This is a genomic window from Pseudomonas sp. A214 (assembly GCF_900156295.1).
In the GTDB taxonomy this organism is placed as follows: Bacteria; Pseudomonadota; Gammaproteobacteria; order Pseudomonadales; family Pseudomonadaceae; genus Aquipseudomonas; species Aquipseudomonas rhizophila.
In genome coordinates this window covers 5,256,964-5,282,729 of record NZ_LT707062.1, presented here as the reverse complement: position 1 = coordinate 5,282,729, position 25,766 = coordinate 5,256,964, and the positions used below count along the sequence as shown (strand labels likewise).

General features: G+C 59.2%; 25 protein-coding genes, 1 tRNA gene and 2 pseudogenes. 21 read left to right on the top strand and 7 right to left on the bottom strand.

The features are described from left to right. Positions 1-138: 138 nt before the first annotated feature. The 4 genes from rpoE to BW979_RS23505 all read left to right on the top strand — a co-directional run bounded on the left by rpoE (position 139) and on the right by BW979_RS23505 (position 3,949). Positions 139-720, top strand: a complete 582-nt coding sequence (gene rpoE, locus BW979_RS23520) for an RNA polymerase sigma factor RpoE (RefSeq protein WP_003172477.1) — start codon at positions 139-141, stop codon at positions 718-720. Positions 721-750: 30 nt separating this feature from the next. Beyond that, a complete protein-coding gene (locus BW979_RS23515; protein WP_047227972.1) occupies positions 751-1,338 on the top strand; it encodes a sigma-E factor negative regulatory protein in 588 nt (195 codons plus the stop codon). Between the two features lie 9 nt (positions 1,339-1,347). Then, on the top strand, positions 1,348-2,295 hold the full coding sequence (locus BW979_RS23510; protein ID WP_076385961.1) for a MucB/RseB C-terminal domain-containing protein: 948 nt from the start codon (positions 1,348-1,350) through the stop codon (positions 2,293-2,295). A gap of 226 nt (positions 2,296-2,521) precedes the next feature. Further along, positions 2,522-3,949: a DegQ family serine endoprotease gene (locus BW979_RS23505; protein ID WP_076385959.1), complete on the top strand. Its 1,428-nt coding sequence runs from the start codon at positions 2,522-2,524 to the stop codon at positions 3,947-3,949. A gap of 63 nt (positions 3,950-4,012) precedes the next feature. On the opposite strand, the gene BW979_RS23500 is transcribed toward BW979_RS23505, so the two are convergent. Beyond that, positions 4,013-5,446 (bottom strand): M48 family metalloprotease, encoded by a 1,434-nt coding sequence (locus BW979_RS23500; protein WP_076385958.1) that lies wholly within the window; start codon positions 5,444-5,446, stop codon positions 4,013-4,015. A 98-nt stretch (positions 5,447-5,544) separates the two neighbouring features. Between BW979_RS23500 and BW979_RS23495 the strand changes: the two genes are divergently transcribed. Next, positions 5,545-5,784, top strand: a complete 240-nt coding sequence (locus tag BW979_RS23495; RefSeq protein ID WP_047227968.1) for a sulfurtransferase TusA family protein — start codon at positions 5,545-5,547, stop codon at positions 5,782-5,784. A gap of 29 nt (positions 5,785-5,813) precedes the next feature. Further along, entirely contained in the window at positions 5,814-6,884 is a 1,071-nt protein-coding gene (locus BW979_RS23490) for an AI-2E family transporter (RefSeq protein WP_047227967.1), read from the top strand. A gap of 135 nt (positions 6,885-7,019) precedes the next feature. Here BW979_RS23490 and BW979_RS23485 read toward each other — a convergent pair whose 3' ends face one another. After that, entirely contained in the window at positions 7,020-7,493 is a 474-nt protein-coding gene (locus BW979_RS23485) for a peroxiredoxin (RefSeq protein WP_047227966.1), read from the bottom strand. Between the two features lie 10 nt (positions 7,494-7,503). After that, the gene (locus BW979_RS23480; RefSeq protein WP_047227965.1) at positions 7,504-8,064 is read right to left on the bottom strand and encodes a glycine cleavage system protein R; all 561 of its coding nucleotides are present in this window, start codon (positions 8,062-8,064) and stop codon (positions 7,504-7,506) included. Between the two features lie 316 nt (positions 8,065-8,380). Between BW979_RS23480 and dapA the strand changes: the two genes are divergently transcribed. From dapA to BW979_RS23440, 9 genes and pseudogenes are all read left to right on the top strand, one after another. After that, positions 8,381-9,259, top strand: a complete 879-nt coding sequence (gene dapA / locus BW979_RS23475) for a 4-hydroxy-tetrahydrodipicolinate synthase (protein ID WP_076385956.1) — start codon at positions 8,381-8,383, stop codon at positions 9,257-9,259. Between the two features lie 17 nt (positions 9,260-9,276). Continuing rightward, positions 9,277-10,392, top strand: a complete 1,116-nt coding sequence (gene bamC / locus BW979_RS23470; RefSeq protein WP_047227963.1) for an outer membrane protein assembly factor BamC — start codon at positions 9,277-9,279, stop codon at positions 10,390-10,392. Between the two features lie 4 nt (positions 10,393-10,396). Further along, entirely contained in the window at positions 10,397-11,155 is a 759-nt protein-coding gene (locus BW979_RS23465; RefSeq protein ID WP_047227962.1) for an MBL fold metallo-hydrolase, read from the top strand. Between the two features lie 28 nt (positions 11,156-11,183). Continuing rightward, positions 11,184-11,897, top strand: coding sequence for a phosphoribosylaminoimidazolesuccinocarboxamide synthase (gene purC, locus BW979_RS23460; protein WP_025212375.1), 714 nt, complete (start codon positions 11,184-11,186; stop codon positions 11,895-11,897). 83 nt (positions 11,898-11,980) lie between these two features. Beyond that, positions 11,981-12,070 (top strand) — tRNA-Ser (locus BW979_RS23455). A 350-nt stretch (positions 12,071-12,420) separates the two neighbouring features. Further along, entirely contained in the window at positions 12,421-14,010 is a 1,590-nt protein-coding gene (locus tag BW979_RS27500) for an Ig-like domain-containing protein (protein ID WP_076385954.1), read from the top strand. A 205-nt stretch (positions 14,011-14,215) separates the two neighbouring features. Further along, positions 14,216-14,992 (top strand): annotated as a pseudogene (locus tag BW979_RS28225) (MCP four helix bundle domain-containing protein); the annotation flags it as partial. 69 nt (positions 14,993-15,061) lie between these two features. Then, on the top strand, positions 15,062-15,850 hold the full coding sequence (locus BW979_RS28220; RefSeq protein ID WP_373685099.1) for a methyl-accepting chemotaxis protein: 789 nt from the start codon (positions 15,062-15,064) through the stop codon (positions 15,848-15,850). 14 nt (positions 15,851-15,864) lie between these two features. Next, positions 15,865-16,635 (top strand): phytanoyl-CoA dioxygenase family protein, encoded by a 771-nt coding sequence (locus tag BW979_RS23440; RefSeq protein WP_269458117.1) that lies wholly within the window; start codon positions 15,865-15,867, stop codon positions 16,633-16,635. A gap of 32 nt (positions 16,636-16,667) precedes the next feature. Here BW979_RS23440 and BW979_RS23435 read toward each other — a convergent pair whose 3' ends face one another. The 3 genes from BW979_RS23435 to BW979_RS23425 form a co-directional block, all read right to left on the bottom strand. Continuing rightward, on the bottom strand, positions 16,668-17,039 hold the full coding sequence (locus BW979_RS23435) for a cupin domain-containing protein (protein WP_076385948.1): 372 nt from the start codon (positions 17,037-17,039) through the stop codon (positions 16,668-16,670). 102 nt (positions 17,040-17,141) lie between these two features. Further along, positions 17,142-17,948, bottom strand: a complete 807-nt coding sequence (locus BW979_RS23430; RefSeq protein ID WP_076385946.1) for an AraC family transcriptional regulator — start codon at positions 17,946-17,948, stop codon at positions 17,142-17,144. 144 nt (positions 17,949-18,092) lie between these two features. After that, on the bottom strand, positions 18,093-18,284 hold the full coding sequence (locus tag BW979_RS23425) for a YegP family protein (protein WP_047227955.1): 192 nt from the start codon (positions 18,282-18,284) through the stop codon (positions 18,093-18,095). Positions 18,285-18,621: 337 nt separating this feature from the next. Between BW979_RS23425 and BW979_RS23420 the strand changes: the two genes are divergently transcribed. From BW979_RS23420 to BW979_RS23400, 5 genes are all read left to right on the top strand, one after another. Continuing rightward, on the top strand, positions 18,622-19,590 hold the full coding sequence (locus tag BW979_RS23420; RefSeq protein WP_047227954.1) for a glycosyltransferase family 2 protein: 969 nt from the start codon (positions 18,622-18,624) through the stop codon (positions 19,588-19,590). 2 nt (positions 19,591-19,592) lie between these two features. Further along, complete coding sequence (locus tag BW979_RS23415) at positions 19,593-20,300, top strand: class I SAM-dependent methyltransferase (protein ID WP_076385944.1); 708 nt, start codon at positions 19,593-19,595, stop codon at positions 20,298-20,300. After that, positions 20,297-20,680 carry a GtrA family protein gene (locus BW979_RS23410; protein WP_076385942.1) on the top strand — a complete coding sequence of 128 codons (384 nt, stop codon included), beginning with the start codon at positions 20,297-20,299 and terminating at the stop codon, positions 20,678-20,680. Before BW979_RS23415 ends, BW979_RS23410 begins: the two co-directional genes overlap by 4 nt. Continuing rightward, positions 20,677-22,761 carry a DUF6311 domain-containing protein gene (locus BW979_RS23405; RefSeq protein WP_076385940.1) on the top strand — a complete coding sequence of 695 codons (2,085 nt, stop codon included), beginning with the start codon at positions 20,677-20,679 and terminating at the stop codon, positions 22,759-22,761. The genes BW979_RS23410 and BW979_RS23405 overlap by 4 nt, the downstream gene beginning before the upstream one ends. 227 nt (positions 22,762-22,988) lie before the next feature. Beyond that, positions 22,989-23,354, top strand: a complete 366-nt coding sequence (locus BW979_RS23400; RefSeq protein WP_047227950.1) for a 5-carboxymethyl-2-hydroxymuconate Delta-isomerase — start codon at positions 22,989-22,991, stop codon at positions 23,352-23,354. 106 nt (positions 23,355-23,460) lie between these two features. Here the strand turns inward: BW979_RS23400 and BW979_RS23395 are convergent. Continuing rightward, positions 23,461-23,763: pseudogene (locus BW979_RS23395) on the bottom strand (LysR family transcriptional regulator); the annotation flags it as partial. Positions 23,764-24,285: 522 nt separating this feature from the next. On the opposite strand from BW979_RS23395, the gene BW979_RS23390 reads away from it, so the two are divergent. After that, entirely contained in the window at positions 24,286-25,668 is a 1,383-nt protein-coding gene (locus tag BW979_RS23390) for a glutamine synthetase family protein (protein WP_076385938.1), read from the top strand. Positions 25,669-25,766: the final 98 nt, after the last annotated feature.

The window sequence follows — 25,766 nt, the reverse complement described above, 5'->3', positions numbered from 1 at the left end:
CGTTTTTCGTGCGTGCCGGATCAGAGCGCGCCGGAAACTTGCTTGGAGGGGAGAACTTTTGCGAAAAGCCCGAGTCTATGGTTGCAAGCCCGGTCGATTAGTAATGCAAGCCTCCTTCGAGCTTATCGAGGAGTGTTCATGCTAACCCAGGAAGAGGATCAGCAACTGGTCGAGCGCGTTCAACGCGGCGACAAGCGAGCTTTCGATCTGCTAGTGCTGAAATACCAGCACAAAATTCTCGGGTTGATCGTGCGTTTTGTGCACGACACCCATGAAGCCCAGGATGTTGCTCAGGAAGCCTTCATCAAGGCTTACCGTGCGCTTGGTAATTTTCGCGGAGACAGCGCGTTTTACACGTGGCTTTACCGCATCGCCATTAACACGGCGAAAAACTATCTGGTTTCACGCGGCCGCCGGCCGCCGGATAGCGATGTGAGTTCTGAAGATGCAGAGTTCTATGATGGCGATCATGGCCTCAAGGATCTTGAATCACCGGAACGAGCGTTGCTGCGGGATGAGATCGAAGGCACTGTCCATCGGACCATCCAGCAACTGCCCGAAGATTTGCGTACGGCTCTAACTTTACGTGAATTCGACGGTCTGAGTTACGAGGACATTGCCAGCGTCATGCAGTGTCCGGTGGGTACCGTGCGCTCCCGGATTTTCCGCGCTCGGGAGGCCATCGATAAAGCCCTGCAACCTTTGTTGCAGGAAAACTGAGACAGCGGCGACAGCCAAGAGAGGAACGCCATGAGTCGTGAAGCCCTGCAGGAATCGCTGTCCGCAGTGATGGATAACGAAGCGGACGAATTGGAATTGCGTCGGGTACTCAATGCCTTCGACGATGTTGAAACCCGTGAGACCTGGGCTCGTTACCAGATCGCCCGGGCTGTCATGCACAAGGACCTGCTGCTTCCGCGTCTCGACATCGCTGCGGCTGTATCTGCTGCTCTGGCTGATGAAGCTGTTCCGGCCAAAGCCTCCCGCAGCCCTTGGCGCAGCCTGGGTCGTCTTGCGGTTGCCGCTTCGGTTACGGTGGCCGTGCTGGCCGGGGTTCGCCTCTACAACCAGGATGAGATCGCCGGTGTGCAAATGGCCCAGCAGTCCAATCAGCCTGGCTTGGCCGCTCCACAGGTCAAGGGCCCGGCAGTGTTGGCCGGTTATAGCGAAAGCTCGGAAGTCGCCGGTCCAATGGCCAACGGTGTGCTGCAAGGCCAACCAGGCTGGCATGATCAGCGTCTGCCCAACTACCTGCGTCAGCATGCCCAGGAAGCAGCCCTGAAAGGTACTGAAAGCGCGCTGCCTTACGCCCGTGCAGCCAGTCTGGAAAACCGCTAAGGAGGACCATTGCGCGCCATACCTCTATTTTCGCTTCTGTTGGGTGGCTGGTGCGTTATCCCAGCCTATGCCGGTGAAGCTCAGGACTGGCTTAATCGTCTGAGTCAGGCCGAGCAACAGCAAAGCTTCCAGGGCACTTTCGTTTACGAGCGTAACGGTAGTTTTTCTACCCATAACATCTGGCATCGTGTCCAGGATGGCAAAGTCCGCGAGCGGTTACTCCAGCTCGATGGGTCGGCACAGGAAGTCCTGCGCATTGATGGACGTACTCAATGCGTAAGCGGCTCCTTGATCGCTGGGGTGGGGAATACGCCTGAAGGCACGGCACGTGCGCTCGATCCGCAAAAACTCAAGAATTGGTATGATCTTGCCGTCATTGGCAAGTCGCGCGTGGCCGGGCGCCCTGCGGTGATTGTGGCGCTGACGCCCAAGGACCAGCATCGTTATGGTTTCGAACTGCATCTGGACCGAGAGACCGGCCTGCCGCTCAAGTCTCTGTTGCTCAATGACAAGGGCCAGTTGCTGGAGCGTTTTCAGTTCACACGCTTGAATATCACGGCACCGTCCGACGCTGATCTGCAAACCACTGCCGAATGCAAGGTAGTAGCGCAGACCCCAGCTAAAAGTGCCATGGCGAAAACTGCATGGCGTTCGGACTGGCTTCCACCGGGCTTCGAACTGACCAGCAGTGCGATGAGAAAGGATCCGGAAACCAACGTTCAGGTCAATAGCCTGATGTACGATGATGGCTTGGCTCGTTTCTCGGTGTTTCTGGAACCGTTGAACGGCGCGACTGTCACCGACACGCGTACGCAGCTCGGCCCGACAGCAGCTGTTTCGCGTCGACTCACGACGCCCCAGGGCGAAATGATGGTCACGGTGGTCGGCGAAATTCCCATCGGCACAGCGGAACGGATCGCGCTCTCCATGCGTTCCGATGCCACGGCGACTCAATAGCTGCCAGGGTGGTTCGATTGGGCAAGAGGCTTACAGCGTCGGGACTTGATCGAAATGCCGAAACTTTCTGTCAGCATTTTCATTTGCAAAACTTCATTTTTTTTTCTATAGGTCAGAGCCGCTCGGCTCTGGCCTTGCCTGTTTGCGGAACAAAAATACCGGCGTATCTTCCCCTGGTATTTCTTGCTCCATATCGCTTAACCACGCTCGTCGTAACGGGAGCCGTATGTCGATACCACGCTTGAAAACCTATCTTTCCATCTTTGCCACTGTGCTTGTGCTCGGTCAGGCCGTTCCCGCTATGGCGGTCGAATTGCCTGACTTCACTGAGCTGGTCGAGCAAGCCTCGCCTGCGGTGGTGAACATCAGTACCACCCAGAAACTGCCGGAACGCAGGGTGATGGATCAGCAGATGCCGGACCTGGAAGGTTTGCCGCCGATGTTGCGCGAGTTCTTCGAGCGCGGGATGCCGCAACCGCGTTCGCCTGGCGGTGGCCGTCAGCGTGAAGCGCAGTCCCTGGGCTCGGGTTTCATTATTTCGCCCGACGGTTACATCCTGACCAATAACCACGTGATTGCCGATGCCGACGAGATCCTGGTGCGCCTGGCAGACCGCAGTGAGCTCAAGGCCAAGCTGATCGGCACTGACCCGCGTTCTGACGTGGCGTTGCTGAAGATCGAAGGGAAAGATCTGCCCGTGCTCAAGCTGGGCAAATCCCAGAACCTGAAAGCCGGCCAGTGGGTCGTGGCCATCGGTTCGCCGTTTGGCTTCGACCATACCGTAACCCAGGGCATCGTCAGCGCCATCGGTCGCAGCCTGCCAAACGAAAACTACGTGCCGTTCATCCAGACCGACGTGCCGATCAACCCAGGCAACTCCGGTGGGCCGCTGTTCAACCTCGACGGTGAAGTCGTGGGGATCAACTCCCAGATATATACCCGTTCGGGCGGCTTCATGGGCGTGTCCTTCGCGATTCCGATCGACGTCGCCATGGACGTGTCCAATCAGCTGAAAACCGAAGGCAAGGTCAGCCGCGGCTGGTTGGGCGTGGTCATTCAGGAAGTGAACAAGGACCTGGCCGAGTCGTTCGGCCTGGAGAAACCAGCCGGTGCGCTGGTGGCGCAGATTCAGGATGGTGGTCCGGCTGCCAAGGGTGGCCTGCAAGTGGGCGACGTGATCCTGAGCATGAATGGCCAGCCGATCGTCATGTCCGCTGACTTGCCACATCTGGTGGGCGCCCTCAAGGCCGGTTCCAAGGCTAATCTGGAAGTGATTCGCGAAGGCAAGCGCACAAACGTCGAATTGACCGTCGGCGCCATCCCTGAGGAAGGCAAGGAGCTGGACTCGCTGGCCAAGTCAGGCGTGGAACGTAGCAGCAATCGTCTGGGCGTGGCTGTGGCGGAGCTTACGCCAGAGCAAAAACGGACCCTGGAGCTGCAAGGTGGTGTAGTGATCAAGGAGGTGCAGGAGGGGCCTGCGGCCATGATCGGCCTGCAACCAGGCGACATCATCACTCACCTGAACAACCAGGCAATCGGTTCGGCCAAGGAGTTCACCGACATCGCCAAGGCGTTGCCGAAGAATCGTTCGGTCTCGATGCGGGTTCTGCGTCAGGGCCGTGCGAGTTTCATTACCTTCAAGCTGGCCGAGTGATCGCTTAGCTGTCCCCAAAAAAAACCGCCTCGAAAGAGGCGGTTTTTTTGTGTCCGAAAAGACTCAGCCCATCATGTCCTTGACCATGCGCTCCTGCTCCATGAGCTCGCGCTGCCTGGCGTCGATGCGTGACGACAGCGGGAAATTGCTGCCGGCGCGCCGTTTGGCGAAGTCCAGTTGCTGGATGGCCTGCCGGTAGTCGCCCACCAGGGCGAAGTATTCGGCGCGGGCCTGGTGCAGGCCGATGATGTTGCCCGACAGTCCGCGGGTCTCTGCCACCATGTACCAGACATCCGGATCGTCCGGACGAGTCTTGAGCAGGTTCTCCAGAGCCTTCTCGGCGTCGGCGGGGCGGTTCTGCTTGAGCAGCAAGTCGACGCGCACCTGATTCAGCGGATAGTTGCCCGGGTACTGGGTCAGCATCCGGTCGACGCGAGCCTGAGCGTCTGGCAGCTTGTTGCTGGTGATATCCAGATCGACCTGGGCCAGGTTATAGATGATCTCGTTGGGCGATTTGGCCAGGAGCTGCTTGAGGTTTTCCCGGGCCTCATTCAGCTGGCCACCCTTGATCTGCGCGATCGCCAAGCCATAGCGGGCCACGTCGTTCTTCGGATTTTCATCCAGCTGCGCCCGGAAACGCTTGGCGCCCAGCCCCGGAGTTTCTTCGTAGATCAACTTGACCCGTGCACGAATCAATTGATAACGCATGCTGTCCTCGATGCCACCTGGCCTTGCCTGTTCGGCGCGGTTGCGGGTGTCGGCGATTCGGGACTCGGTCACCGGGTGAGTCAGCAGGAATTCAGGGGGCCTGGCGTCGAAACGGTACTGGCGCATCAGCCGTTCGAACATGGTCGGCATGGACCGCGGATCATAGCCGGCCTTTTCCAGGTTCTGGATGCCGATGCGGTCGGCTTCCTGTTCGTTCTGGCGAGAGAAACGCCGTTGTTCCTGGATGGCTGCCGCCTGGGTGCCGGCAATGGCCGCGATCCCGGCGTCACCCCCACCGGCGGCGGCGATCACAATGCCGGCCAGCAGCGCTGCCATCATCGGCACCTGCATGCGTTGTTGAGCTTCGACGCCCCGGGCAAAGTGGCGTTGCGACAAGTGCGCCAGTTCGTGGGCCATGACCGAGGCGTATTCACCTTCGGTCTGCGCATTGAGGAACAGTCCACCGTTGACCCCGACGATTCCGCCGGGTGCGGCGAAAGCGTTGAGCTGCGGGCTGTTGATCAGGATGAATTCCAGGCGTCGGTCGTTGACCTGGCTGGTCTCCACCAGTTTGTAAACGCTGGACTCGACGTAGTCCTTGAGCTGTGGATCGTTGAGCTGTGAGACCTGACTGCGCAGCAAGGCCAGCCAGGCGCGACCCAACTGGTGCTCCTGTTGCGGCGAGACGATGGCAGAACTGGCGTCGCCAAGTGACGGCAGGTCGTCGGCGAAGCCCGGTGAGGCAAGCAGGCAAGCGAGCGTCAGCAGGGTGGGGCGCAGAAATGTCATGCACGAAGCCTTAGTCGACAAAGACCCTACTGTAGCCGGACACCAGGCCCGGGACCAGATATTCTAAGTCGCTCAACGACCTGCTGCGGAGTGAACCGATGACCGATGCTGTAGCCCCCGATGCCGAACTGGACGCCAGCGGCCTGAATTGTCCGTTACCACTGCTCAAGGCCAAGCTGGAACTCAATCGCCTGGCCAGCGGCGCCGTGCTCAAGGTGACCGCAACGGATGCGGGCTCCCAGCGCGATTTCCGCACCTTTGCCCGACTGGCCGGTCATACGCTGCTGCGTGAAGAAGACGACAACGGCGTCTACCGTTATTGGCTGAAGAAAGCCTGAAAATCAACAGCGGCCCTTAAGGATTTTTAATGTTCAAAGTGTTACGCGACTGGATCCAGCGCTACTTCTCCGACGAAGAGGCGGTGGTGCTGGCAGTGTTGCTGTTCCTGGCCTTCACGGCAGTCCTCACGCTGGGCGGCATGCTCGCGCCGGTGCTGGCAGGGATGGTGCTGGCGTACCTGATGCAGGGGCTGGTCACGACACTGGAACGGATGCGGCTGCCTGGCGCCATGGCGGTAGGGCTGGTGTTCGCCCTGTTCATGGGGGTGTTGGTGGTGTTCGTCGTCGTGATCATGCCGCTGCTCTGGCATCAGTTGGTGACCTTGTTCAACGAATTGCCCGGGATGCTCGTCAAATGGCAGTCGCTGTTGTTGCTGTTGCCGGAGCGCTATCCGCATCTGGTGTCCGATGAACAGGTACTGCAGGCCATAGAGGTGGTGCGCGGCCAGATCGGCAAGTTCGGCCAGTGGGCGCTGACGTTTTCTTTGTCCAGCCTGCCGCTTCTGGTGAACATCATGATCTACCTGGTGCTGGTGCCGATCCTGGTGTTTTTCTTTCTCAAGGATCGGGAAATGATCGGGCGCTGGGTCCGTGGCTATCTGCCTCGCGAGCGGGCGCTGATCACCCGGGTGGCCCAGGAAATGAATCGCCAGATCGCCAACTACATTCGCGGAAAAGTCATCGAGATTTTCATCTGCGGCGGCGTGACCTACATCGGCTTCGTGGCCCTGGGGCTCAATTACGCGGCATTGCTGGCGCTGCTGGTGGGCATTTCGGTGGTGGTGCCGTATGTCGGGACCGTGGTGGTGACCGTGCCCGTGGCGTTGATCGCGCTGTTCCAATGGGGGTGGAGCGATCAGTTCATCTATCTGATGGCCGTCTACGGGATCATCCAGGCGCTTGATGGCAACGTGCTGGTGCCGCTGCTGTTCTCCGAGGCGGTGAACCTGCATCCGGTGGTGATCATCTGCGCGGTATTGCTGTTTGGCGGGCTGTGGGGGTTTTGGGGCGTGTTCTTTGCCATTCCCCTGGCAACACTGTTCAAGGCTGTGCTGGATGCGTGGCCGAGCCGTGAGCCGGTTGTGGCGCCGTTGCTGTAGCAGCCGCTACTTATCCGGCGAGGCGGGTGGCCTCATCGCGAGCAGGCTCGCTCCCACAGGGGATTTGTTAACGCCGAAAATCCAGTGTGGGAGCGAGCCTGCTCGCGATAGCGCCAGAACAGGCAACAAAAAACTTCAGGCCTTGTTCAGAGCCTGCGCCGCCGCCAACACCGCATCCACATGCCCCGGCACCTTCACGCCGCGCCATTCCTGGCGTAGCACGCCATCTTTGTCGATCAGGAACGTGCTGCGATCAACGCCCAGGTATTCCTTGCCGTAGAGCTTTTTCAGCTTGATCACGTCGAACAGCTGGCAGACGGCTTCGTCCTTGTCGCTGATCAGCTCGAACGGAAACTCCTGCTTGCACTTGAAGTTCTCGTGGGACTTGAGGCTATCGCGCGATACGCCGAACACTTCGGTGTTGGCAGCCTGGAACTGGGCGTACTGGTCACGAAAACCCTGGCCTTCGGTGGTACACCCCGGGGTGCTGTCCTTGGGATAGAAGTAAATCACCACCTGCTTGCCTTTAAGGGCCGCGAGGCTGACGGTGTGCCCGCTGGTGGCGGGCGCCTGGAAATCGGTAACCGGTTGGTCGATGGCAACGGCCATGAACGCTTCCTTACATTGGGTTTTGGGGGCGCCACGGTTCGATCAGGGCATCGAGGTTCATCGCGTCGGCGAAATCCAGGAACTGATCGCGCAGCCAACTGATCTGGGTGCCGGCCGGCAGTGTCACGGTGAACGTGGCATTGAGCATGGTGCCGCCTGTCTGCGGGGCCTGGTAGGTGTCGCAGGTCAGGTTTTCCAGCTCGACATGGTGGTCCATGAAGAACTGGCACAGCTCGTTGATGATGTCCGGGCGATAGGCTGAACTCACATACGCCACGTAGGGCAGGGCCTGGGGGCGGTTCTCCAGGGCGGCGCTGCGCACCACGTTGACGGTGAAGGCGTGTTTCTTGGCCAGCACCGGCAGGCTCGCTTCCAGGCGGGCCAGGGCGTCCCAGCTGCCGGAAATCTCAAGCACGAGCGCACTGCATTCGCCATGACGGGTCAGGCGTGAAGTTACGACGGCGCAGCGATTTTCATGGCTGGCGCGGCACAGGACGTTAGTCAGCTCCATGGGGTTGGCGCCAAGGGCACTGATAACAAGGAATTGTTCGCGGACTGTGGGGGTGGACATGCAGCATTCCTAAAGCGATGAGCGGTCGGCACTTTTGCAGCTCGGCACGGCGACAGACCGGGATAAACGAACGACTCAAGCCCTGTGCCTGGGGTTGCGCTGCATTCCGGGACGGCGGGAATTCGGCAGGACAAACGCAGGAATGGGGCTTGTGGCGACGAATAACGGAGGCTGGGAACCGGCGTATGAGCTTATCGGTACCGATCAAAGCCTGAAGGGTAGCGAAAACCATCGCCAAGGGGAATGGTAGTTCGCTTGTACAAGCATCTTGGCGCCAGTACCATTACCGCTCTCTTTTTCCGGCAGGAGCGGTTTCATGATTGCGGGCAGTATGGTGGCACTGGTCACACCCATGGATGCACAAGGGCGTCTTGACTGGGCCAGCCTCAGCAAACTCGTGGACTTCCACCTTGAAAACGGCACCCATGCCATTGTCGCCGTCGGTACCACTGGCGAATCGGCAACCCTCGATGTCAACGAGCACATCGAAGTCATCCGTGCCGTGGTCAAGCAGGTCGCTGGCCAGATTCCTGTTATCGCCGGTACCGGCGCCAACTCGACCCGCGAAGCCGTCGAGCTGACCCGCAACGCCAAGGAAGCCGGTGCCGACGCGTGCCTGCTGGTCGTGCCGTACTACAACAAGCCAACCCAGGAAGGCTTGTACCAGCACTTCAAGCACATTGCCGAAGCGGTCGACATCCCGCAGATCCTCTACAACGTTCCCGGCCGCACTTCCTGCGACATGCAGGCCGAGACCGTGATTCGCCTCTCCACCGTGCCGAACATCATCGGTATCAAGGAAGCCACCGGCGACCTGGACCGCGCCAAGGCCATCCTCGCTGGCGTGAGTGATGACTTCATCGTGCTGTCCGGCGATGATCCGACCGCGGTCGAGCTGATCCTGCTGGGTGGCAAGGGCAATATCTCCGTCACCGCCAACGTCGCTCCGCGCGAAATGGCCGACCTGTGCGAGGCTGCGCTCAAGGGCGACGCCGAGACCGCGCGGGCAATCAACGAAAAACTGATGCCGTTGCACAAGGATCTGTTCATCGAAGCCAACCCGATTCCGGTGAAGTGGGCTTTGGTTGAAATGGGCCTGATGCATCAAGGCATCCGCCTGCCGCTCACCTGGCTGAGCGAAGCCTGTCACGAACCGCTTCGGCAGGCCATGCGCCAGTCGGGCGTCCTGGTTTAATTGAGGAAGTACAACGCATGAAGCGAATGGCCGGACTTTCCGCACTTGCCTTGATTATCTCCAGCACCAGTGGCTGCGGATGGGTCTGGGGCCCGGAAGGTTACTTCCGCGACCGTGGTAGCGATTACCTGGAAGCGCAACAGACTGCACCGATGCAACTGCCTCCCGATGTCAATGTCGCCAAACGTCTGGATCCGCTGTTGCCGATCCCGCGTAATGTGGCCGACGACAGCGTCAAGGGTGAATACATCGTCCCCCGTCCACAGCCGCTCTCAGCCATGGCCGATGCCAGCGACTACACCCTGCAGAAGAGTGGCGATTCAAGCTGGGTCATGGCCCAGCATCCACCGGCCGAAGTCTGGCCCGTGGCGATCCAGTTCTTCCAGGACAACGGTTTCCGCCTGGATGAGCAGCGCCCGCAAACGGGCGAATTCACCACGACCTGGCAACGTGCCGATGAGCTGTCCGCCGCCATGGCCAAGCGCCTGAGCGCCGCCGGTGTCGGTGCCGACAGCGAAAGCCGCGTGCGGGTTCGCATCGAGCCGGGCGTGCAGCGCAACACCAGTGAAATCTACGTGGTCAGCGCTGAACGCCCTGCCGGTAGTACCGCCGATGTGGCCTTCACCAACCGTTCGGTCAACACCGGCCTGGACGCTGCGCTGGTGGACGACATGCTCGCCAGCATGAGCCGTACCGCAGAACAGGGCGGTTCGGTTTCGATGCTTGCATCCCGGGACTTCGACGTCCCGAGCCGCGTCAGCCTGAGCGAAGACGGCAGCGGCAACCCGGTGCTCAACGTCGGCTCCGACCTGGATCGCGCCTGGTCGAGCGTAGGTCGTGCGCTGGAACAAGGTGAGTGGCGGGTTGAAGACATCAACCGCAGCTTGGGCCTGTACTACATCAACCTCGCCGAAAAGGCCGAGAAGAAAGATGAGAAGCCTGGCTTCTTCAGCGGTCTGTTCGGCAGCGCGCCGGACAAGGAAGAAATTGAAGCCCGTGCCGAGCGTTATCAGGTTCGCCTGAGCAAGGTGGGTGACAACGTTCAGGTGACCGTCGAGAAAAACATCAACACCGTGGCGCCGGCCGATGTGGCCCGCAAGGTATTGAGCGTGATTCAGGACAACCTGGGCTGATCCGATGCGTTTTGCCGTTCTCGGCAGCGGTAGCCAAGGGAACGGCACGCTGATAGCCAGCGCCGGCACGTATGTGCTGGTCGATTGTGGTTTCTCTTTGCGAGAAACCGAGAAACGCCTGTTGCGCCTGGGTGTGCACCCGGCGCAATTGAGCGCGATACTCGTAACCCACGAACATGCCGACCACGTGCATGGCGTGGGTTTGCTGTCTCGGCGCTACAATCTGCCGGTGTACCTGAGCCGTGGAACACTGGAGGGGCTGCGTAAGCCCATCGAACCTGCTGGCTTCGTCGCCGGTGGCGAGCAACTGCGCATTGGTGCTCTGGAAGTCAGTGTGGTCAGCGTGGCGCACGACGCCCGGGAGCCAACGCAGTATGTGTTCAGCGACGGTGAGCGGCGCTTTGGGTTGCTGACCGACCTGGGTTCGTATTGCGACAGGGTGATGGACAGCTACCGGGATCTCGATGCATTGATGATCGAGTCCAACCATTGCCGTGACATGCTGGCGCGCGGGTACTACCCGTACTTTCTCAAGCAGCGGGTAGGCGGGGAACACGGACATTTGAACAACCACCAGGCGGCGTTCCTGGTGGCCGAGTTGGGCTGGCAAGGCCTGCAACACCTGGTCCTGGCCCATCTGAGCAGCAAGAACAACCTGCCGCAGCTAGCCCGGCAATGTTTCGTCGACACCCTAGGGTGCGACCCGGACTGGCTGCAACTGGCCGATCAAGATTCAGGGCTCGACTGGCGACATATCGCCTAGCCCATCTACTTAGCAAGCGGAGCCCATCATGGAAAAACGTGAAGAACTCTACCGCGGCAAAGCCAAATCGGTTTACAAGACCGACGACGCAGACCGCTTGATCCTGCTGTTTCGCAACGACACCTCGGCGTTCGACGGCAAGCGCATCGAACAACTGGACCGCAAGGGCATGGTGAACAACAAGTTCAACGCCTTCATCATGCAGAAGCTCGAAGCTGCTGGTGTGCCGACCCAGTTCGACAAGTTGCTGGGCGACAACGAATGCCTGGTCAAGAAGCTGGACATGATCCCGGTCGAATGCGTCGTGCGTAACTACGCCGCCGGCAGCCTGGTCAAGCGCCTGGGCGTGGAAGAGGGCATGAAGCTCAACCCATACACCTTCGAGCTGTTCCTGAAGGACGACGCCAAGGGCGACCCGTTCATCAACGAATCCCACGTTGTGGCGTTCGGTTGGGGCACCGCCGAGCAACTGGCGCGCATGAAGGAGTTGTCCCTCAAGGTCAACGAGGTTTTGACCAAGCTGTTCGACGACGCCGGCCTGCTGCTGGTGGACTTCAAGCTTGAATTCGGTGTGTTCAGCGATGGCTCCATCGTCCTGGGTGACGAATTCAGCCCGGACGGCTGCCGCCTCTGGGACAAGGACACCAAGAAGAAGATGGACAAGGACCGCTTCCGCCAGGGTCTGGGTGATGTCATCGAAGCCTACGAAGAAGTTGCCCAGCGTCTGGGCGTGCCGCTGTAATCGACGCAAGCATCTGATAGCACGGAAAAAATTTCGCCCGGGGGTTCGCTTCCGGCGAATGTGCTGGTATGATGCGCGCCACTGGAGAGATGCCGGAGTGGCCGAACGGGACGGATTCGAAATCCGTTGTACTGGCGACAGTACCTAGGGTTCAAATCCCTATCTCTCCGCCATTATTGAATACGACTAAGCCCCTGAAATGGTTGAACATTTCAGGGGCTTTTTCGTTTTCAGGTTTTTATTCAGGGCATCGTTGGACAAACTGCTGGCGAACCGGCGCCGGCCATCGTCGGTCCACGCGAAACATTCTTCCCTGGTAAAGATTTTCCGGCACTGGGGCTCTTCAGGAAAAGGTCTCTTCGCAATGAGAATTTGTGGCGCGCAAGGGCTCTCCCCTCAACCCGCCATTTGTCGTAAATCTCCCCGCACCTGTTAGTTCTGACAGTAGCCAGGTTCTCCTGCCTGGAGTGTGATAACGGCGTCGCCCAGAGATCCACGCCCCGCCACCTGCCAGGAGAACATGATGGATATTCAGTCCTCTGAGTTAAATGAGCTTTTCAAATTGATCCCCGTGATCATCCCTGGCTGGGTGACCCCAGTGAAGCCAGCCAATCTTGCGAACGGAGGTATCCCCAAAAGGATTTACGACGATCAGGCTCTGGGGCTTGAATGTCTGGTCGACCCATGGTTCGAGATCCCGCGTCGCGGCGGGACATTGGAGATTGACGACCAGGTCGACCTGTATGTAAATGACGACGCGACTCCTTCGGCTGGCGATATCATCAGGGAAGAAAACAAACGTCTGCGCCTTTACTTGCCTCATGGACGGTTGGTTCAAGGCGTCAATCGGTTGTACTACAAAGTGACCCGTCCCAGTGGTGGTGGCGGAACATCGAATGATATGAATGTTTTGTACCACCGACGGGCTCCAGGCGAACCCGCACCCGATAGCCTGGACCTGATGATCCCTTCCGATGTTGTCACTGCGGGTGTCAGCGCCGAGCGAGCAGCGCAAGGCGTGACGTTCGGTTTCGACTACAGCTACCGGCGGCGCTACGACCGTATTCGATTTCTGGTGGGCGATGCGACCGATGAATGGGAGATTGCCGACGACGCCCCGGTCCCGGAGGTGAGGACACTGTTTACCGACAAATTCCAGGAAGCGGGTGACAACCGCAGGGCGCAGGTCGAGTTTAGGGTTTTTGACCAGTTGGGCAACTCCAGTCAGTCGTCAGTGTACTTTCTGGATATTCATCTGAACCGACTTGCTCCGCCAGAAATCACCTCAGTGAAAGACGACAAAGAGGTTGAAATTCCGCATGGCACAAGCACTGTGGCGACCTCGGTCGTGCTCAGCGGCACCGCCAGTGGCGATCAACGAGTGGATATTTTTGACGGTGCGGATTTCAAAGGCTCTGCCCACGTCGAGGGCAATGGTATCTGGAGTTTCGCCGTCATCGGTCTGGCCGTCGGTGAGCACAGCTTCACCGCCAAGGCGGTCTACGGCAGCAACCCGGAGTCACTCGCCTACACCTTCACAGTGCTGGAGCCGCTGAGTTTCGGACAGGACCACAGTCAAACGGCATCGAATTATTTTATCGTGCGTGGACGACCACCCAGGATGCCTCCGGATGACGCAACTGCAACTTATACGCGTACGGCTACGGGGGGCGTACCTCCTTATCAATACGCATCCTCGAACGAGGAGGTTGCCCTCGTAGACTCGGAGTCGGGTCTTGTGCGGGCTGCGGGAAATGGGTCGGCACGGATAATCGCTACCGATGCAAGTGGTCGGACGGCCTTCTACGTGCTTACATTTTCGGGTGTCCGACTGGTGGAGCGTATCGACAACATGTGGTGGGACCCAAACTTCTCAGCTGTGCGGCCCAACCCTGAGCTGCACCTTGATCTGGCCCAAATGAAGAGATTCTGGGGAATCTATTTCCCATCCGAAGGGCTTGTGGCGCGGGCATTGAGCTGGCCCGAGTCTTTGTACTGGACATCGGATGGAGCGCCCGGCCCCTACGCCTTGGCCTTCTCGCTGAATGATCCGAATCCTGCCGAAGTAACCCGGCACGGCGGGGACATTTTTCCGGCAATTAAAAAACTCTAACCGTTCCGGTGTCGGACGTTGCAGGGCAGGGCGACGGTGTTTTCACTAACCTCAACCGAAACCCTGGCCTCGGTCAAGACGATCAAAAACGTCTTCGCCTGCCCTTTAAAACAATCCCCTCCTTTGTGTCAATCAGACTAATGGTCTATAGCTCAAGGCATGCCTGCCGATAAGAAGGCTAACCCCCATAGAAGGAGTGCCCCCCATGATGCGGTTCTTTGCCGACCTGGGCTTTCGCTGGAAAATTACCCTGCCGATTGCTTTTCTGGCGCTCTTGTTGGTGTTGATGGGGTGGTCGGGGATGCGAGGCATCGACCAGGTGACGGCGTCCAGCACACAGCTGACCAAGCGTTACTTGCCGGCCATAAGCTTGCTGCTCAATGCCGATCGCGATCTTTACCAGGCTTTTGTTGCCGAGCGTAGTCTGCTCGATGGTCATGCGGACGAGCATCTGACAGCGCTGAGCGCCAGTCATGAGGAGAATGCGAAGCAGGCTTATGATCGCGTGCAGCAATATGCGGCGATGCAGCCCGATGCCGAGGCACAGGCGTTGGTCAGTCAGTTCAATGACGCTTTTGTAAAGTGGAAGCAGGTTTCGAGACGAGTAATTGAGCTGTCCGTGGGGGATAGGGAGGCGGCCAGCAAACTGAGTTTTGGTGACAGCGAACGCCTGTTCGAGGCCATGCGTGATCCCATCGACAAGCTTGGCGAGCTGGAAGACCAGGCGTCCCACCGCGAGGGAGATGCGGCGATAGAAAATGGCGAGAAAGTGGGGGTGTATCAGGGCGCCATTCTGTTGATCGGTCTGCTTGGCTGCATTCTGGTCGTTGTTGCCTTGCCAATGGTCGTGCTGCGTCCTATGCGTCGCTTGCTCAGCCGCGTCGAGCAGATTGCGGAGGGTGGCGGTGATTTGAAGGCGCGTCTTGAGGTTCGTTCGGCTGACGAGTTGGGCCAGCTCGGCAGCGCGTTCAACCGCTTTCTCGACAAACTGCAGCCGCTGATTGCCGAGGTGGGCCGGGTGACCGGGGAGGTCGATGCCGCAGCTCGCGCCATGGCCAGCATGGCCGCGACCAATGACCAACTGATCAGCAGCGAGCATGCGGCACTCGATCAGGTCAGCACCGCCGCGACCCAGATGAGCGCCGCCGTGCATGAAGTCGCCCACAACGCGCTGAATGCTTCGGATGCTGCACAACAGGCCACCAGTCAGTCCCGTGACGGTGCCGACGTTGTCAGCAGCACCATCGAATCGATCCGCCAACTGGCCCAGGAAGTGGAAAGCGCGTCGGGAACCATCGAGGCCTTGGCCCAGGAAACTTCCAGTATCGGCGCGGTCCTCGAGGTGATCCGTGGCATCGCTGAACAGACCAACCTGCTTGCACTGAACGCCGCCATCGAGGCTGCGCGAGCCGGCGAGCAAGGCCGCGGTTTTGCGGTCGTGGCTGACGAAGTCAGGGCGCTGGCGGCGCGGACCCAGGATTCGACCAAGGATATCCAGGTCCGTATCGAGCGCTTGCAGTCGGGTGTCGCCAAGGCCGTTCAAGCCATGCACGTCGGTAGCACCAAGGCCCGTGACAGCGTCGAGCGGGCAGCGAGTGTCGATCAGGTGCTCAGCGGCACGGGCGGTTCCATACAGCGGATCAACGATATGGCCGCGCAGATCGCCAACGCTTGCGAAGAGCAGAGCAGTGTCACTGAGGAAATCGCCCGCAACATCTCCGACATTCGCGACCTGTCCAACGAAGCGGCGCAGAACTCTGCCCAGAGCATGCATGCCAGCCAGCAGCTTTCCGGGCTGTCGAGGACATTGGCGGAGTTGACCGGCCGTTTCCGCACCTGAGCCCAGGTGCGATGGTGAGCACTCTCCCAGCCTTGGCGGCGCTCACCAGCGAGCGCTTGCGAGCCCTGCATCAGGACGGTTTCGTCCTGATGCCCGCGGTGTTGAGCACCGCGCAAATCACCGATCTGCGCCTTGCAATCGATCGCCTCAAGCCTCAGCACTGGGACTACAGCGGCGTGATCGATCACTACAAGTGCGTGTTCAATCGTGATCCGTTCTGGTTGCCGTTTCTCGATATGGAAGGGGTGATCGAGCTGGCCGAGGCGGCTCTGGGGGATGATTGCCACATCATTGGGCAGACAGCCTGGCGTTGCCACCCCGGTTTTGTCGGCGCCCCGTTGCACCTGGATTACCTGGCGATGGCATTGCCACCACAGCTTCTGGCCGATCCAGCTTTCGAGTTGCCGATGCAGATTTTCACCGCACAGTTTTACCTCGACGACATCAATGCCGAACTGAGCCCCACCTGCGTCATTCCCGGCAGTCATCGGGCGGGGCGGGCGCCCGTGGCGGGCGAAACGCAATGGCAAGGGCGCGTCGCGCAACCGGTGTTGTGTCGAGCGGGTGATGTGCTGGTGCTGCGTAGCGAGTTGTGGCATGCCGGCAGCGAGAACCGCAGCGTCGATCGTTCACGTTATATGCTGCAGGTTCACTATGGCCGGCGGATGATCGCGCAGAAGTTCTCGCCTTATCTGTACTGGCAATTCAACCCTGCTGTGCTGGCCGCCGCGACACCTCGCCAACGGCGCCTGTTGGGCGATCACCAGGAGGCTGAGTACGATTGACCTCCTGGCATCGGTTACGTCACGGGGCGAGGTCAGATCCAGACATCATTCACCGCTGTTCGCTCATTGGTTTCATCGCCCGTGTTAATGACACCGCGAGGTTCGATCAACAGCAATTTCACTTCCAGTGCGGCGCTGGGCTTGTGCTCAACACCTTTTTTCACCACGTACATCTCGCCTGGGCCAATCGTCACCGCGCCGTCGCGAAAATCAATGCGAAGCTCGCCTTCCAGCACGATGAAGGTTTCATCGGTATCGGCGTGGGTATGCCAGACGAAGTCACCTTCGAGCCGGACGATCTTGAACTGGTAGTCGTTCATTTCGGCCACGACTTTCGGGGCCCACTGTTCCTGGAAGAGTGTGTATTTCTGAGCGAAATTGATGGGGGAGTAGTGAGTGCTCATGGGGAATGCTCGTCTTGTGAAGGGGGTGAGCGCGACCTTACTGCCTGAGCCTGAGCAGGTATTGGATGATTGTGCAGCTTTTGTGGGGCCCGGCACCCGAAGTCAGCGCAGCATCTTCAGCCAGCGTGCTGGTGAAATGCCGAAAGCCTGGCTATGTAACCGGGTCATGTGGCTCTGATCGAAAAAGCCGCACGCCAGGGCCGCTTCACTTAATGGCATGCCCTGGATAACCAGACGACGGGCTTTATTCAGGCGTCGCTGGTTGATATACCGATAGGGGCTGGTGCCGTACAGAGCGCGAAAGTCCCGGGACAGGCTCCATCGATCCCGGCCACTGGCCTGGACCAGATCATCCAGACTGATGGGCTGGTCAAGGGCATCATGAATGAACAGTCGTGCGCGCTCTGCCGCCGAGTAGTCGATCAATCGCCGCCCACGCCGGTTACCCGCTGCGCTGTCCAGTGCCTGGGCCACATCGTAGATGCCGTCCTCCTCTTCCAGCGGATCGAGTGGATGATCCATGCAGCGCAATAATCTACGGGTAGCCACATTGAGGTGAGGATCGTTCGACAGCCCTCCTTTGATGAAAGGCAAGGGTTTGCCGCCCAGCACTTGCTGGATCACGGAGGGCTCTACATAGAACATCCGGTAGCGAAAGCCGTCGCTCGTGCCTGCTTCGCCATCGTGAACTTCGTCCGGGTGCAGGACGATGGTTCCGCCGGGCTGGCTATGGCGTTTGCTATGGCGGTAGTTGAAGCTCTGAACACCGCAAAGCGTGACGCCGATGGCGTAGGTGTCATGCCGGTGGGTGGTGTAGCCATGGCCACTGAAATAGGCTTCGATGCGTTCCATTTTCCGCGATTCAGGAGCCCGCACCAGCCAGTCGCGCTCACGATTTGATTGAGTCATTTAGACCGGCCTCTCGCTTTTGTCTGCACACGATACCTGTCTGATATGCCTTGGCGCAGGAAAAAGCGAGATCCGGATTCTTCGGAACGCAGAAAGCTGCTCGTTACGCAGGGCGGCTTACTGGTCGTACAGTGCGTCGCTGTTTCAGATTTCTTTCACGGGTGTCTCACCCTGGGCACTCTTGATCAGCCCGATGACGTGAAGGCAGTCAGCCTTGTTCACATAGGATTCGCCGCTGGCGATCGTTTCGTGGTTGCCGGCTCTCAAGCGCCACCGCCATTGGCCTTTTCCAGTGCTCTGGGTGCCTCGGGTCTGCCTGTAGATCTCAAAATACATCGGTTCGCTCCCTGCGATTAATTCATTCAAGACATGCTTTGCACATGTCGCTCCAAGCCTAGCCAAGCTGATAGTTTTGGCTATGGGAAATTCGTTTCCATTCGTTATCAAATATTGCCGATGTGGATTCGGATTTGCTCCGGCGACCCTTTTCAGGAAACAGGTCATCTTGGGGGCGCGGGGCTGGATAAAGTTCCGGTTTCGTTCTTGCGTTGCCTTGTGCGGTCCTGCTTAATACATTCCGATTCAGACGTTTGTCATTGACGTCCGGTCCGGGGAACCCGGGGGCTGGGAGCCCGATGGGACTGGAAAAACCTATAAGAAAAAGAGCCATCAAGTGACTGAATATCCAGGAGCGGATCTGCAAGGATGTCTAGCGCTTTCGCTTGTCATTCCAGTTTTCAACGAAGTCCAGTCCATAGATTTGTTTATCGCCAGAGTCGATCGGGTTTTTGCGAACGAGCCGCTGGTGACCCTGGAACTGGTGTTCGTCAATGACGGCAGTGTCGACGAAACATTGATGCTGTTGCTGGAAAAACAGCGAGCCGACCCGCGCATCCGGATCGTCGACCTGAGCCGCAATTTCGGCAAGGAAGCGGCGCTGAGTGCCGGTCTGCAAGCGGCTCGTGGCCAGGCGGTGGTGCCGATCGACGTCGACCTGCAGGACCCGCCCGAGGTGATCCTGCAAATGATCGCCCACTGGCGCAACGGTGCCGAGGTGGTACTGGGCCATCGCATAAACCGTGACTCCGACTCTTGGGCCAAACAGGTTTCCGCCAACGGGTTCTATCGGCTGCACAATAAAATCGCCGACCACAAGCTACCGGAAAATGTCGGTGATTTTCGGCTGATGGATCGTTGTGTGGTCGATGCGCTGCAGAGCCTGCCCGAGTCCCGACGCTTCATGAAGGGCTTGTTTGCCTGGGTAGGATTTCGAACCACCGTCGTGGATTACGTCAGGCCCGAGCGTGCGGCCGGTGAAAGCAAATTCAACGGCTGGCGCCTGTGGAACTTTGCCCTGGAGGGCATCACCAGTTTCAGCACCGAACCGCTGCGTATCTGGACCTACCTGGGGCTTAGCGTCTCGCTGGTGTCCTTTTCGTTTGCCGTGTTCATCGTGCTACGGACGCTGATTTCCGGGGTCGATCTGCCAGGCTATGCCTCCCTGATGGTGGCAGTCACGTTCCTGGGCGGGTTGCAACTGATCGGCATCGGCGTACTGGGTGAATACCTGGGCCGGACCTATATTGAATCCAAACGCCGACCGGTTTTTCTGGTACGGCGCATCTATGACGCCAAGGACTGACAATGGATCTCAAGGAAACCGACATCCTGGGGCCTGATATCGGGCAGCATTGGTACTATCGTTCCAAGGCGCGCGCCATGCTCCACATGCTCAAAGGCACATCGGCCAAAACACTGCTGGATGTGGGGGCCGGATCGGGCTTTTTTTCCCATCACTTGTTGTCCCATACCGAGACGGCCCGGGCCTGGTGCGTGGACATCAGTTACCCGGCCGACTCCGATGCCAGCACCGCCGGCAAACCCGTCCACTACCGGCGCGCCATCGACGCGCTGGACGCGGATCTGGTGTTGTTGATGGATGTGTTGGAACACGTGGGCGATGACATGGGCCTGCTCAAGGCTTATGTCGACAAGGTGCCCTCTGGCACCCGCTTCCTGATCACCGTGCCGGCGTTCCAGTTTCTCTGGAGCGGGCATGATGTGTTTTTGGAACACAAACGCCGTTACACCCTCGGGCAACTGGAGGGGGTCGTGGCCCAGGCGGGTTTGCAGGTGCACAAAAGCGCTTACTATTTCGGCCTGGTGTTTCCGATCGCCGCCGCCGTGCGCCTGTTGCAACGCAACACGTCCGGCGCGCCGGCCAGCTCGCTCACTCGGCATCATCCGCTGGTCAATGGCGTGTTGAAGTCGCTGTGCAGCCTGGAGCTTGCGTTTATGGGCGCCAATCGCGTGGCCGGCCTGACGGTGTTCTGTCTGGCACAAAAACCATGATCTGGACGCGGTCGCCGTTGCTGCGACGTGGGCTGCGGTTCGCCATGACGGGCTTGTTCGTGACCGCTGTGCATGTGTTGGCTGCCGTGTTGTTTGTGCACCTGATCCTGGCCAGCCCGCCGTTGGCCAACGGTTTTGCGTTTGTGGTGGCAACCGTGGTGTCTTACCTGATCAACACGCTCTGGAGTTTCTCCAGCCGATTGCATGGCCGCACGCTCGGCCGTTTCGTGGTGGTGTCGATCGGCGGATTCTGGCTGGCGATGCTGGTGGCCTGGGTGGCGCAGAGCGCGGGCCTGAATTACCTGGCAGGCATTGCTGCCGTGGCGCTGATCATCCCGGTGTTTACCTTCATCTTGCATAATTTCTGGACGTATCGATGACCGTTCGTGGCGAGCGTTATCTGGTTTCCCTGTTGCCCGTATTGTTGGGCGTGCTGGCGTTTCTGATGGTCATCGGCCCTCGGGTGTTGAACCCGACGAATATCGCCTGGCTGGGGGAGGGCGATGCGGCGACTCATTATCTGGGATGGGCGTTTTTCCGTGATTCGCCCTGGACCTTTCCGTTGGGCATGAACCCTTCCTATGGCTTGGAGTTGGCCAACGGGATCATTTTTTCCGATTCCAACCCGCTGCTGGCGTTCATGTTCAAGCCCTTCAATGCTTGGCTTCCCGAGACGTTCCAGTATTTCGGGCTGTGGCTGCTGGCGTGTTTTGTCCTGCAGGCCTGGTTTGCCTGGAAGCTGGTGGGGCTGCTGACGCCTTCGGTCTGGATCAGGTTGTTGGGGGCCGGGTTGTTCGTGTTTTCGCCCCCGATGTTTCTGCGCATGGGAGGGCATCTTTCCTTGTCCGGGCATTTCCTGATCCTGGCGGCGCTGTACCTGGCGTTGCGGCCCGGTCTGCAAAAGCGACGCCTGGCCTGGGGCGTGCTATTGGCCGCGACGGCGCTGGTGCATGCCTATCTGTTGGCGATGGTGGCATTGATCTGGCTGGCTGATCTGGCCAGCAAAGCCATCAAGGGTCGGTTACCCCGGCGCAATGCCTTGATTGAGCTGGCCGGTCTGTTTCTGCTGGTCGCATTCTGCTGCTGGCAAGCGGGTTATTTCAGTGTGGGCGGCGGGACCGTGGCGGGTGGTTTTGGCTTGTATCGTCTGAATCTCTTGTCGGTGGTGAACCCCAGTGGCTGGTCATACGTATTGCGCGACATGCCCCAAGGGCCCGGGGACTACGAGGGTTTCAATTACCTGGGTTTGGGGGTGCTGATGCTGGCGATCTGCGCCGGCGTGGCACTGCTGCAAGGCAACACCGGCCTGGCGGAGGCCGTGCGTCGCAGACCTCTATTGCTGTTGGCGCTGATCGGGCTGACGCTTTTTTCACTGACCAACAAGCTCGGTATTGGCATGCTGGATGTGCATTACTGGTTGCCGAAAACCATCGAGCAGTTGGCGAACGTCTTTCGCGCGGCCGGTAGGATGTTCTGGCCGGTGTTCTACATTCTCGTGTTTACGCTGATCTTTTTGGTGGTCCGAGGCAATAAGCCACGAGCTGCGGTGTGTCTGCTGGCTGTCGCCCTGGTGGTGCAGGTTCTGGATACCCGCAGCGGGTGGGCAGGCCTGCGCAAGAGCCGGATGATGCCGACCGCCTCGAGCTGGCCGACGCCCCTGGCCGACCCGTTTTGGGCCAGCGCGGCAAATCACTACGCCAAGGTCCGGTCGTTGTTGCCGCAGAATCAGCCGGACAACTGGCTGTTGATCAGCCAATACGCCCAGAACCATGGTCTGGAAACCGATAGCGTGTACTTGGGGCGGATGGGCACTCGGGAGATCGAACACGCTCAACGGCACGCTGGCCAAATGCTCGCCACCGGTCAGTATGAAGCGGATTCCCTCTACATTCTCGACAGCCGCACCGCGCTCGAAGCGATCAAAACCGTTAATCGTCAGACCGATCTGCTGACCCGTCTTGATGGCCTCGTGGTGCTGGCACCGGGATGGAAGACCTGTACCCAATGCCCACCGATAGCGCAGGAGACGCTGGACGTGCAGGTCAAGCCAGGTGAGCGCCAGGTGTTCAACCGAATAAACGCGATGTTGGTCAGCGGCTGGGGGCGCGTCGAAGATTGGGGCACCTGGTCGGAAGGTGCTCAGGCAGAGCTTGTATTGCGTGTACCCCCTGAGGCCCGCGCCCTCTCGATCGAAGCTGCGGCGTTCGTACAGCCCCTGCATACCAGGCAGAGAATCGAGGTCTCGATCAATGGCGTTGCGGCCCTGTCGACGCAACTGACCCGCATGCAGGAGAACACCCTGGAGCTGTCATTGAGCCCGGCCATCCGCGAAGCGATTGCCGCAGATGGGCAGGTGCGTGTGCAGTTTCATCTACCCGACGCGGTCAGTCCCAAGGCGCTGGGGTTGGGGAGCGACGAGCGAGTCATGGCGTTGGGGCTGAAGTCTCTGACGGTGAATTAAGCCGGACGTCTTTATCGTGTGCTTCAAGGTTTTTTGCGCAGCGCCGAATGCACAATTTGAGGCTGTTTTTCGAAACGCTGATACGGCTGGAAGCGTTCATGCGTGAGCGCGCCGGCGCGCTGCAAATTCCGCTGCGCGAAACAAAACCTGCGTCAGCCAAGTAAAGTCGAGGTATGGTTGCGACGGCTGAAACCACATCGTCATATTTTCGAACAGGAGTCGAACACATGCCTCACCTGCACATGGAGTACACCGCCAACCTGCCCAAGTTTGACGAGGGTGTCGTACTGTTGCGTCTGAATAATACGCTGGTGGCCTCCGGTCAGTTCGCTGCCGAGTCGGACATCAAAAGCCGGGCTGTGAAAATCGAGAATTTCCTGGTGGGCACCCTTTTCGAAAAGCGCGGTTTCGTGCATGTGAAGCTGGCCTTGTTGAGCGGCCGTTCGCCAGAGGTCAAGAAGCAGTTGGCCGAAAAACTGTTGGAGGTAATCCAGGAGGTGGGCGAATGGCCGGCTGACGTTTCCGTGCAACTGTGCGTGGAAATCCTCGACATCGACCGAGGCCCCTATGCCAAGGCTGTCGTCGGCGCCTGAGGGTCAGGTGCTTCGCGTCTTGACGATCCGCTCGCGCAGCCAGGTGCTATCAGCGGCCTGGCTGCACGGCGTTTCAAGGTGAATCCCGACAAGCCTTCAGGCGCTTGATGGTTTGCCGGGCGGGATCAACCGTGGCCGCACCGGCATGGCACAGGTTGATACTCTGCAAGATGGCGCGCACATGCTTGTACATGCCCTCGGCTTTATAAGTGGGGCGCATGCCAGTGCGGGTGTTGATGAACAACTCGTCGTCGAAACAGGTCCGCAGTTTCTTGAGGCAGTAGCTGACCGTTGACTGGCTGACACACAAAGCCTCGGATACACCGGTGACGCTGCTTTGCTCGTACACAGCGTTAAACACCATGAGGTCTTGCATATCGAGTTTTCTGAGGGAGTTACTGTTCAGCATCCGTTCTGTCTCTCTCTGTGCTCCTTGCGCGGATCTTGCGCAAACCAGACCCTTGATCCTAACGGAACGATCGTCCCAGGAGAATGCCAGGCGAGCGGTTTCACGGTCGCGAGTGGGACAGATAATGTAATGAACACGACGGATCGTTCAGCATTCGATTCTCTGGCCGATTGTTTAGCTCATTGCGATCCAAGCTCCATCAAATCAAGGTTTAACCGGCTTTGGTGACGTGGGACTCTGCCAAAGTGTGTTTCCTGTGATGTCTTTTATGGACGGTTGGCCCGCAGCAATCCAATACCCTTCATTCGCCGCAATGGGGCCGGTGGGCAGGTTTATGTCCGGGGTCTCTCCCACGCTGTGTGCGCTGCCCTCTGAACTGGCTTTTTGGGCACTCTGGCATTGTCGCCACGCCCGTCCTCCAGATACTTGTATTTCCTGTTGATCCTAAACAGTGTTCGTTGATCGCGAGCACAGGCTGACGGTGCTTTGTCGCCCGTCCGACATGAAAATACGAGCGTTCTCATGAGTTCTGCCCACCTCTCTTTTGCCCCCCTGCATCAAGCCCAGGCGTTCCTGGAGCAAAATCCGGATATTGAGCTGTTCGAGCTGTTTATTCTCGACAGCAACGGTGTGCCTCGGGGCAAACTGCTGCACCGGGATGAGTTGCTGGCGCTTTACGAAAGTGGGCGGCCCTTGCCCAGTACCATTCTCGGGTTGACCATCAATGGCGACGACGTGGAAAACTCCGGGCTGGTGTGGGATGTTGGCGACATCGATTGCCGGGCTTATCCCATCAGCGGCAGCTTGCAGCGAATGCCCTGGCGGCTGATCCCCACTGCGGCAGTGCAGGTCAGCATGCATCCTCAGGAAGGCATGCCCGCGACCATCGCCGATCCGCGTTATTTGCTCAGTCAAGTGATCGACGCTTTGCAGGCCGATGGCTATTACCCGGTGATGGCGGCGGAGCTGGAGTTCTATCTGTTGGACGCGCAGCGCGACAGCCAGGGCCGGCCGCAACCGGCGCGGGACGCTGATGGCGGTCGACCCGGTGCCACGCAGGTTTATGGCTTGCGCGAGCTGGAACAGATCGAACCGTTCCTGGCGGACCTCTATTCCGCCTGCAAGTCGCAGGGGATCCCGGCCCGAACGGCCATTTCCGAATACGCGCCGGGCCAAGTGGAAATCACCCTCCAACACCGCACCGATGCCTTGCAGGCCATGGATGAGGCGGTGCGCTACAAACGTCTGGTCAAAGGCGTGGCGCATAAACACGGCATGCAGGCGTGTTTCATGGCCAAGCCGTTCGCGGAACTGGCGGGTTCGGGCATGCACATGCACGTCAGCCTGGCGGATCGCGAGGGCCATAACCTGTTTGCCAGCGAAGCCGCCGATGGCACGCCGCTGCTGCGTCATGCGGTGGGCGGGATGCTCGACACGTTGCTCGACTCACTGCTGATGTTCTGTCCGAATGCCAATTCCTACCGGCGCTTCCAGAGCAACAGCTATGCGCCGCTGGCGGCAACCTGGGGCGTGGACAATCGCACCGTGAGCCTGAGGATACCGGGCGGGCCGGCGTTTTCGCGGCATATCGAACATCGTATTTGTGGTGCCGACGCCAATCCGTACCTGGCCGCCGCAGCGATACTGGCCGGCATCCATCGCGGCATTCGTGAACAGTGCGATCCCGGTGCGCCAGTGGCGGGCAACGGCTATGCCCAGGCGAGCGAATTGCTGCCCACCGACTGGCTCACCACCTTGCGCACGCTTGAAGCCTCGACCTGGGCCAGGCAAGCCTTCGGCGATGAGTTCCTCAGGGTGTACCTGGCGGTCAAACGCGCCGAATACCGTCAGTTCATGGGCGAGGTCGGAGAGCAGGACTGGCGTTGGTACATCCATCAGGCTTGAACTGAGCCCACAAGCTGCACGTCGGATCGGACGTGCGGCTTGCTACTTGAAAAATTATTTAATGGCAACTTTTTCACGAAAAATTGATAGTGACCTGC

What these genes read in the sequence shown, in the direction of transcription:
- rpoE (WP_003172477.1), top strand. Translation starts at nt 139, where the DNA reads ATGCTAACCCAGGAAGAGGATCAGCAACTGGTCGAGCGCGTTCAACGC.
- BW979_RS23515 (WP_047227972.1), top strand. Translation starts at nt 751, where the DNA reads ATGAGTCGTGAAGCCCTGCAGGAATCGCTGTCCGCAGTGATGGATAAC.
- BW979_RS23505 (WP_076385959.1), top strand. Translation starts at nt 2,522, where the DNA reads ATGTCGATACCACGCTTGAAAACCTATCTTTCCATCTTTGCCACTGTG.
- BW979_RS23500 (WP_076385958.1), bottom strand. Translation starts at nt 5,446, where the DNA reads ATGACATTTCTGCGCCCCACCCTGCTGACGCTCGCTTGCCTGCTTGCC.
- BW979_RS23495 (WP_047227968.1), top strand. Translation starts at nt 5,545, where the DNA reads ATGACCGATGCTGTAGCCCCCGATGCCGAACTGGACGCCAGCGGCCTG.
- BW979_RS23490 (WP_047227967.1), top strand. Translation starts at nt 5,814, where the DNA reads ATGTTCAAAGTGTTACGCGACTGGATCCAGCGCTACTTCTCCGACGAA.
- BW979_RS23485 (WP_047227966.1), bottom strand. Translation starts at nt 7,493, where the DNA reads ATGGCCGTTGCCATCGACCAACCGGTTACCGATTTCCAGGCGCCCGCC.
- BW979_RS23480 (WP_047227965.1), bottom strand. Translation starts at nt 8,064, where the DNA reads ATGTCCACCCCCACAGTCCGCGAACAATTCCTTGTTATCAGTGCCCTT.
- dapA (WP_076385956.1), top strand. Translation starts at nt 8,381, where the DNA reads ATGATTGCGGGCAGTATGGTGGCACTGGTCACACCCATGGATGCACAA.
- bamC (WP_047227963.1), top strand. Translation starts at nt 9,277, where the DNA reads ATGAAGCGAATGGCCGGACTTTCCGCACTTGCCTTGATTATCTCCAGC.
- BW979_RS23465 (WP_047227962.1), top strand. Translation starts at nt 10,397, where the DNA reads ATGCGTTTTGCCGTTCTCGGCAGCGGTAGCCAAGGGAACGGCACGCTG.
- purC (WP_025212375.1), top strand. Translation starts at nt 11,184, where the DNA reads ATGGAAAAACGTGAAGAACTCTACCGCGGCAAAGCCAAATCGGTTTAC.
- BW979_RS27500 (WP_076385954.1), top strand. Translation starts at nt 12,421, where the DNA reads ATGGATATTCAGTCCTCTGAGTTAAATGAGCTTTTCAAATTGATCCCC.
- BW979_RS28220 (WP_373685099.1), top strand. Translation starts at nt 15,062, where the DNA reads ATGGCCAGCATGGCCGCGACCAATGACCAACTGATCAGCAGCGAGCAT.
- BW979_RS23435 (WP_076385948.1), bottom strand. Translation starts at nt 17,039, where the DNA reads ATGAGCACTCACTACTCCCCCATCAATTTCGCTCAGAAATACACACTC.
- BW979_RS23430 (WP_076385946.1), bottom strand. Translation starts at nt 17,948, where the DNA reads ATGACTCAATCAAATCGTGAGCGCGACTGGCTGGTGCGGGCTCCTGAA.
- BW979_RS23425 (WP_047227955.1), bottom strand. Translation starts at nt 18,284, where the DNA reads ATGTATTTTGAGATCTACAGGCAGACCCGAGGCACCCAGAGCACTGGA.
- BW979_RS23415 (WP_076385944.1), top strand. Translation starts at nt 19,593, where the DNA reads ATGGATCTCAAGGAAACCGACATCCTGGGGCCTGATATCGGGCAGCAT.
- BW979_RS23410 (WP_076385942.1), top strand. Translation starts at nt 20,297, where the DNA reads ATGATCTGGACGCGGTCGCCGTTGCTGCGACGTGGGCTGCGGTTCGCC.
- BW979_RS23405 (WP_076385940.1), top strand. Translation starts at nt 20,677, where the DNA reads ATGACCGTTCGTGGCGAGCGTTATCTGGTTTCCCTGTTGCCCGTATTG.
- BW979_RS23400 (WP_047227950.1), top strand. Translation starts at nt 22,989, where the DNA reads ATGCCTCACCTGCACATGGAGTACACCGCCAACCTGCCCAAGTTTGAC.
- BW979_RS23390 (WP_076385938.1), top strand. Translation starts at nt 24,286, where the DNA reads ATGAGTTCTGCCCACCTCTCTTTTGCCCCCCTGCATCAAGCCCAGGCG.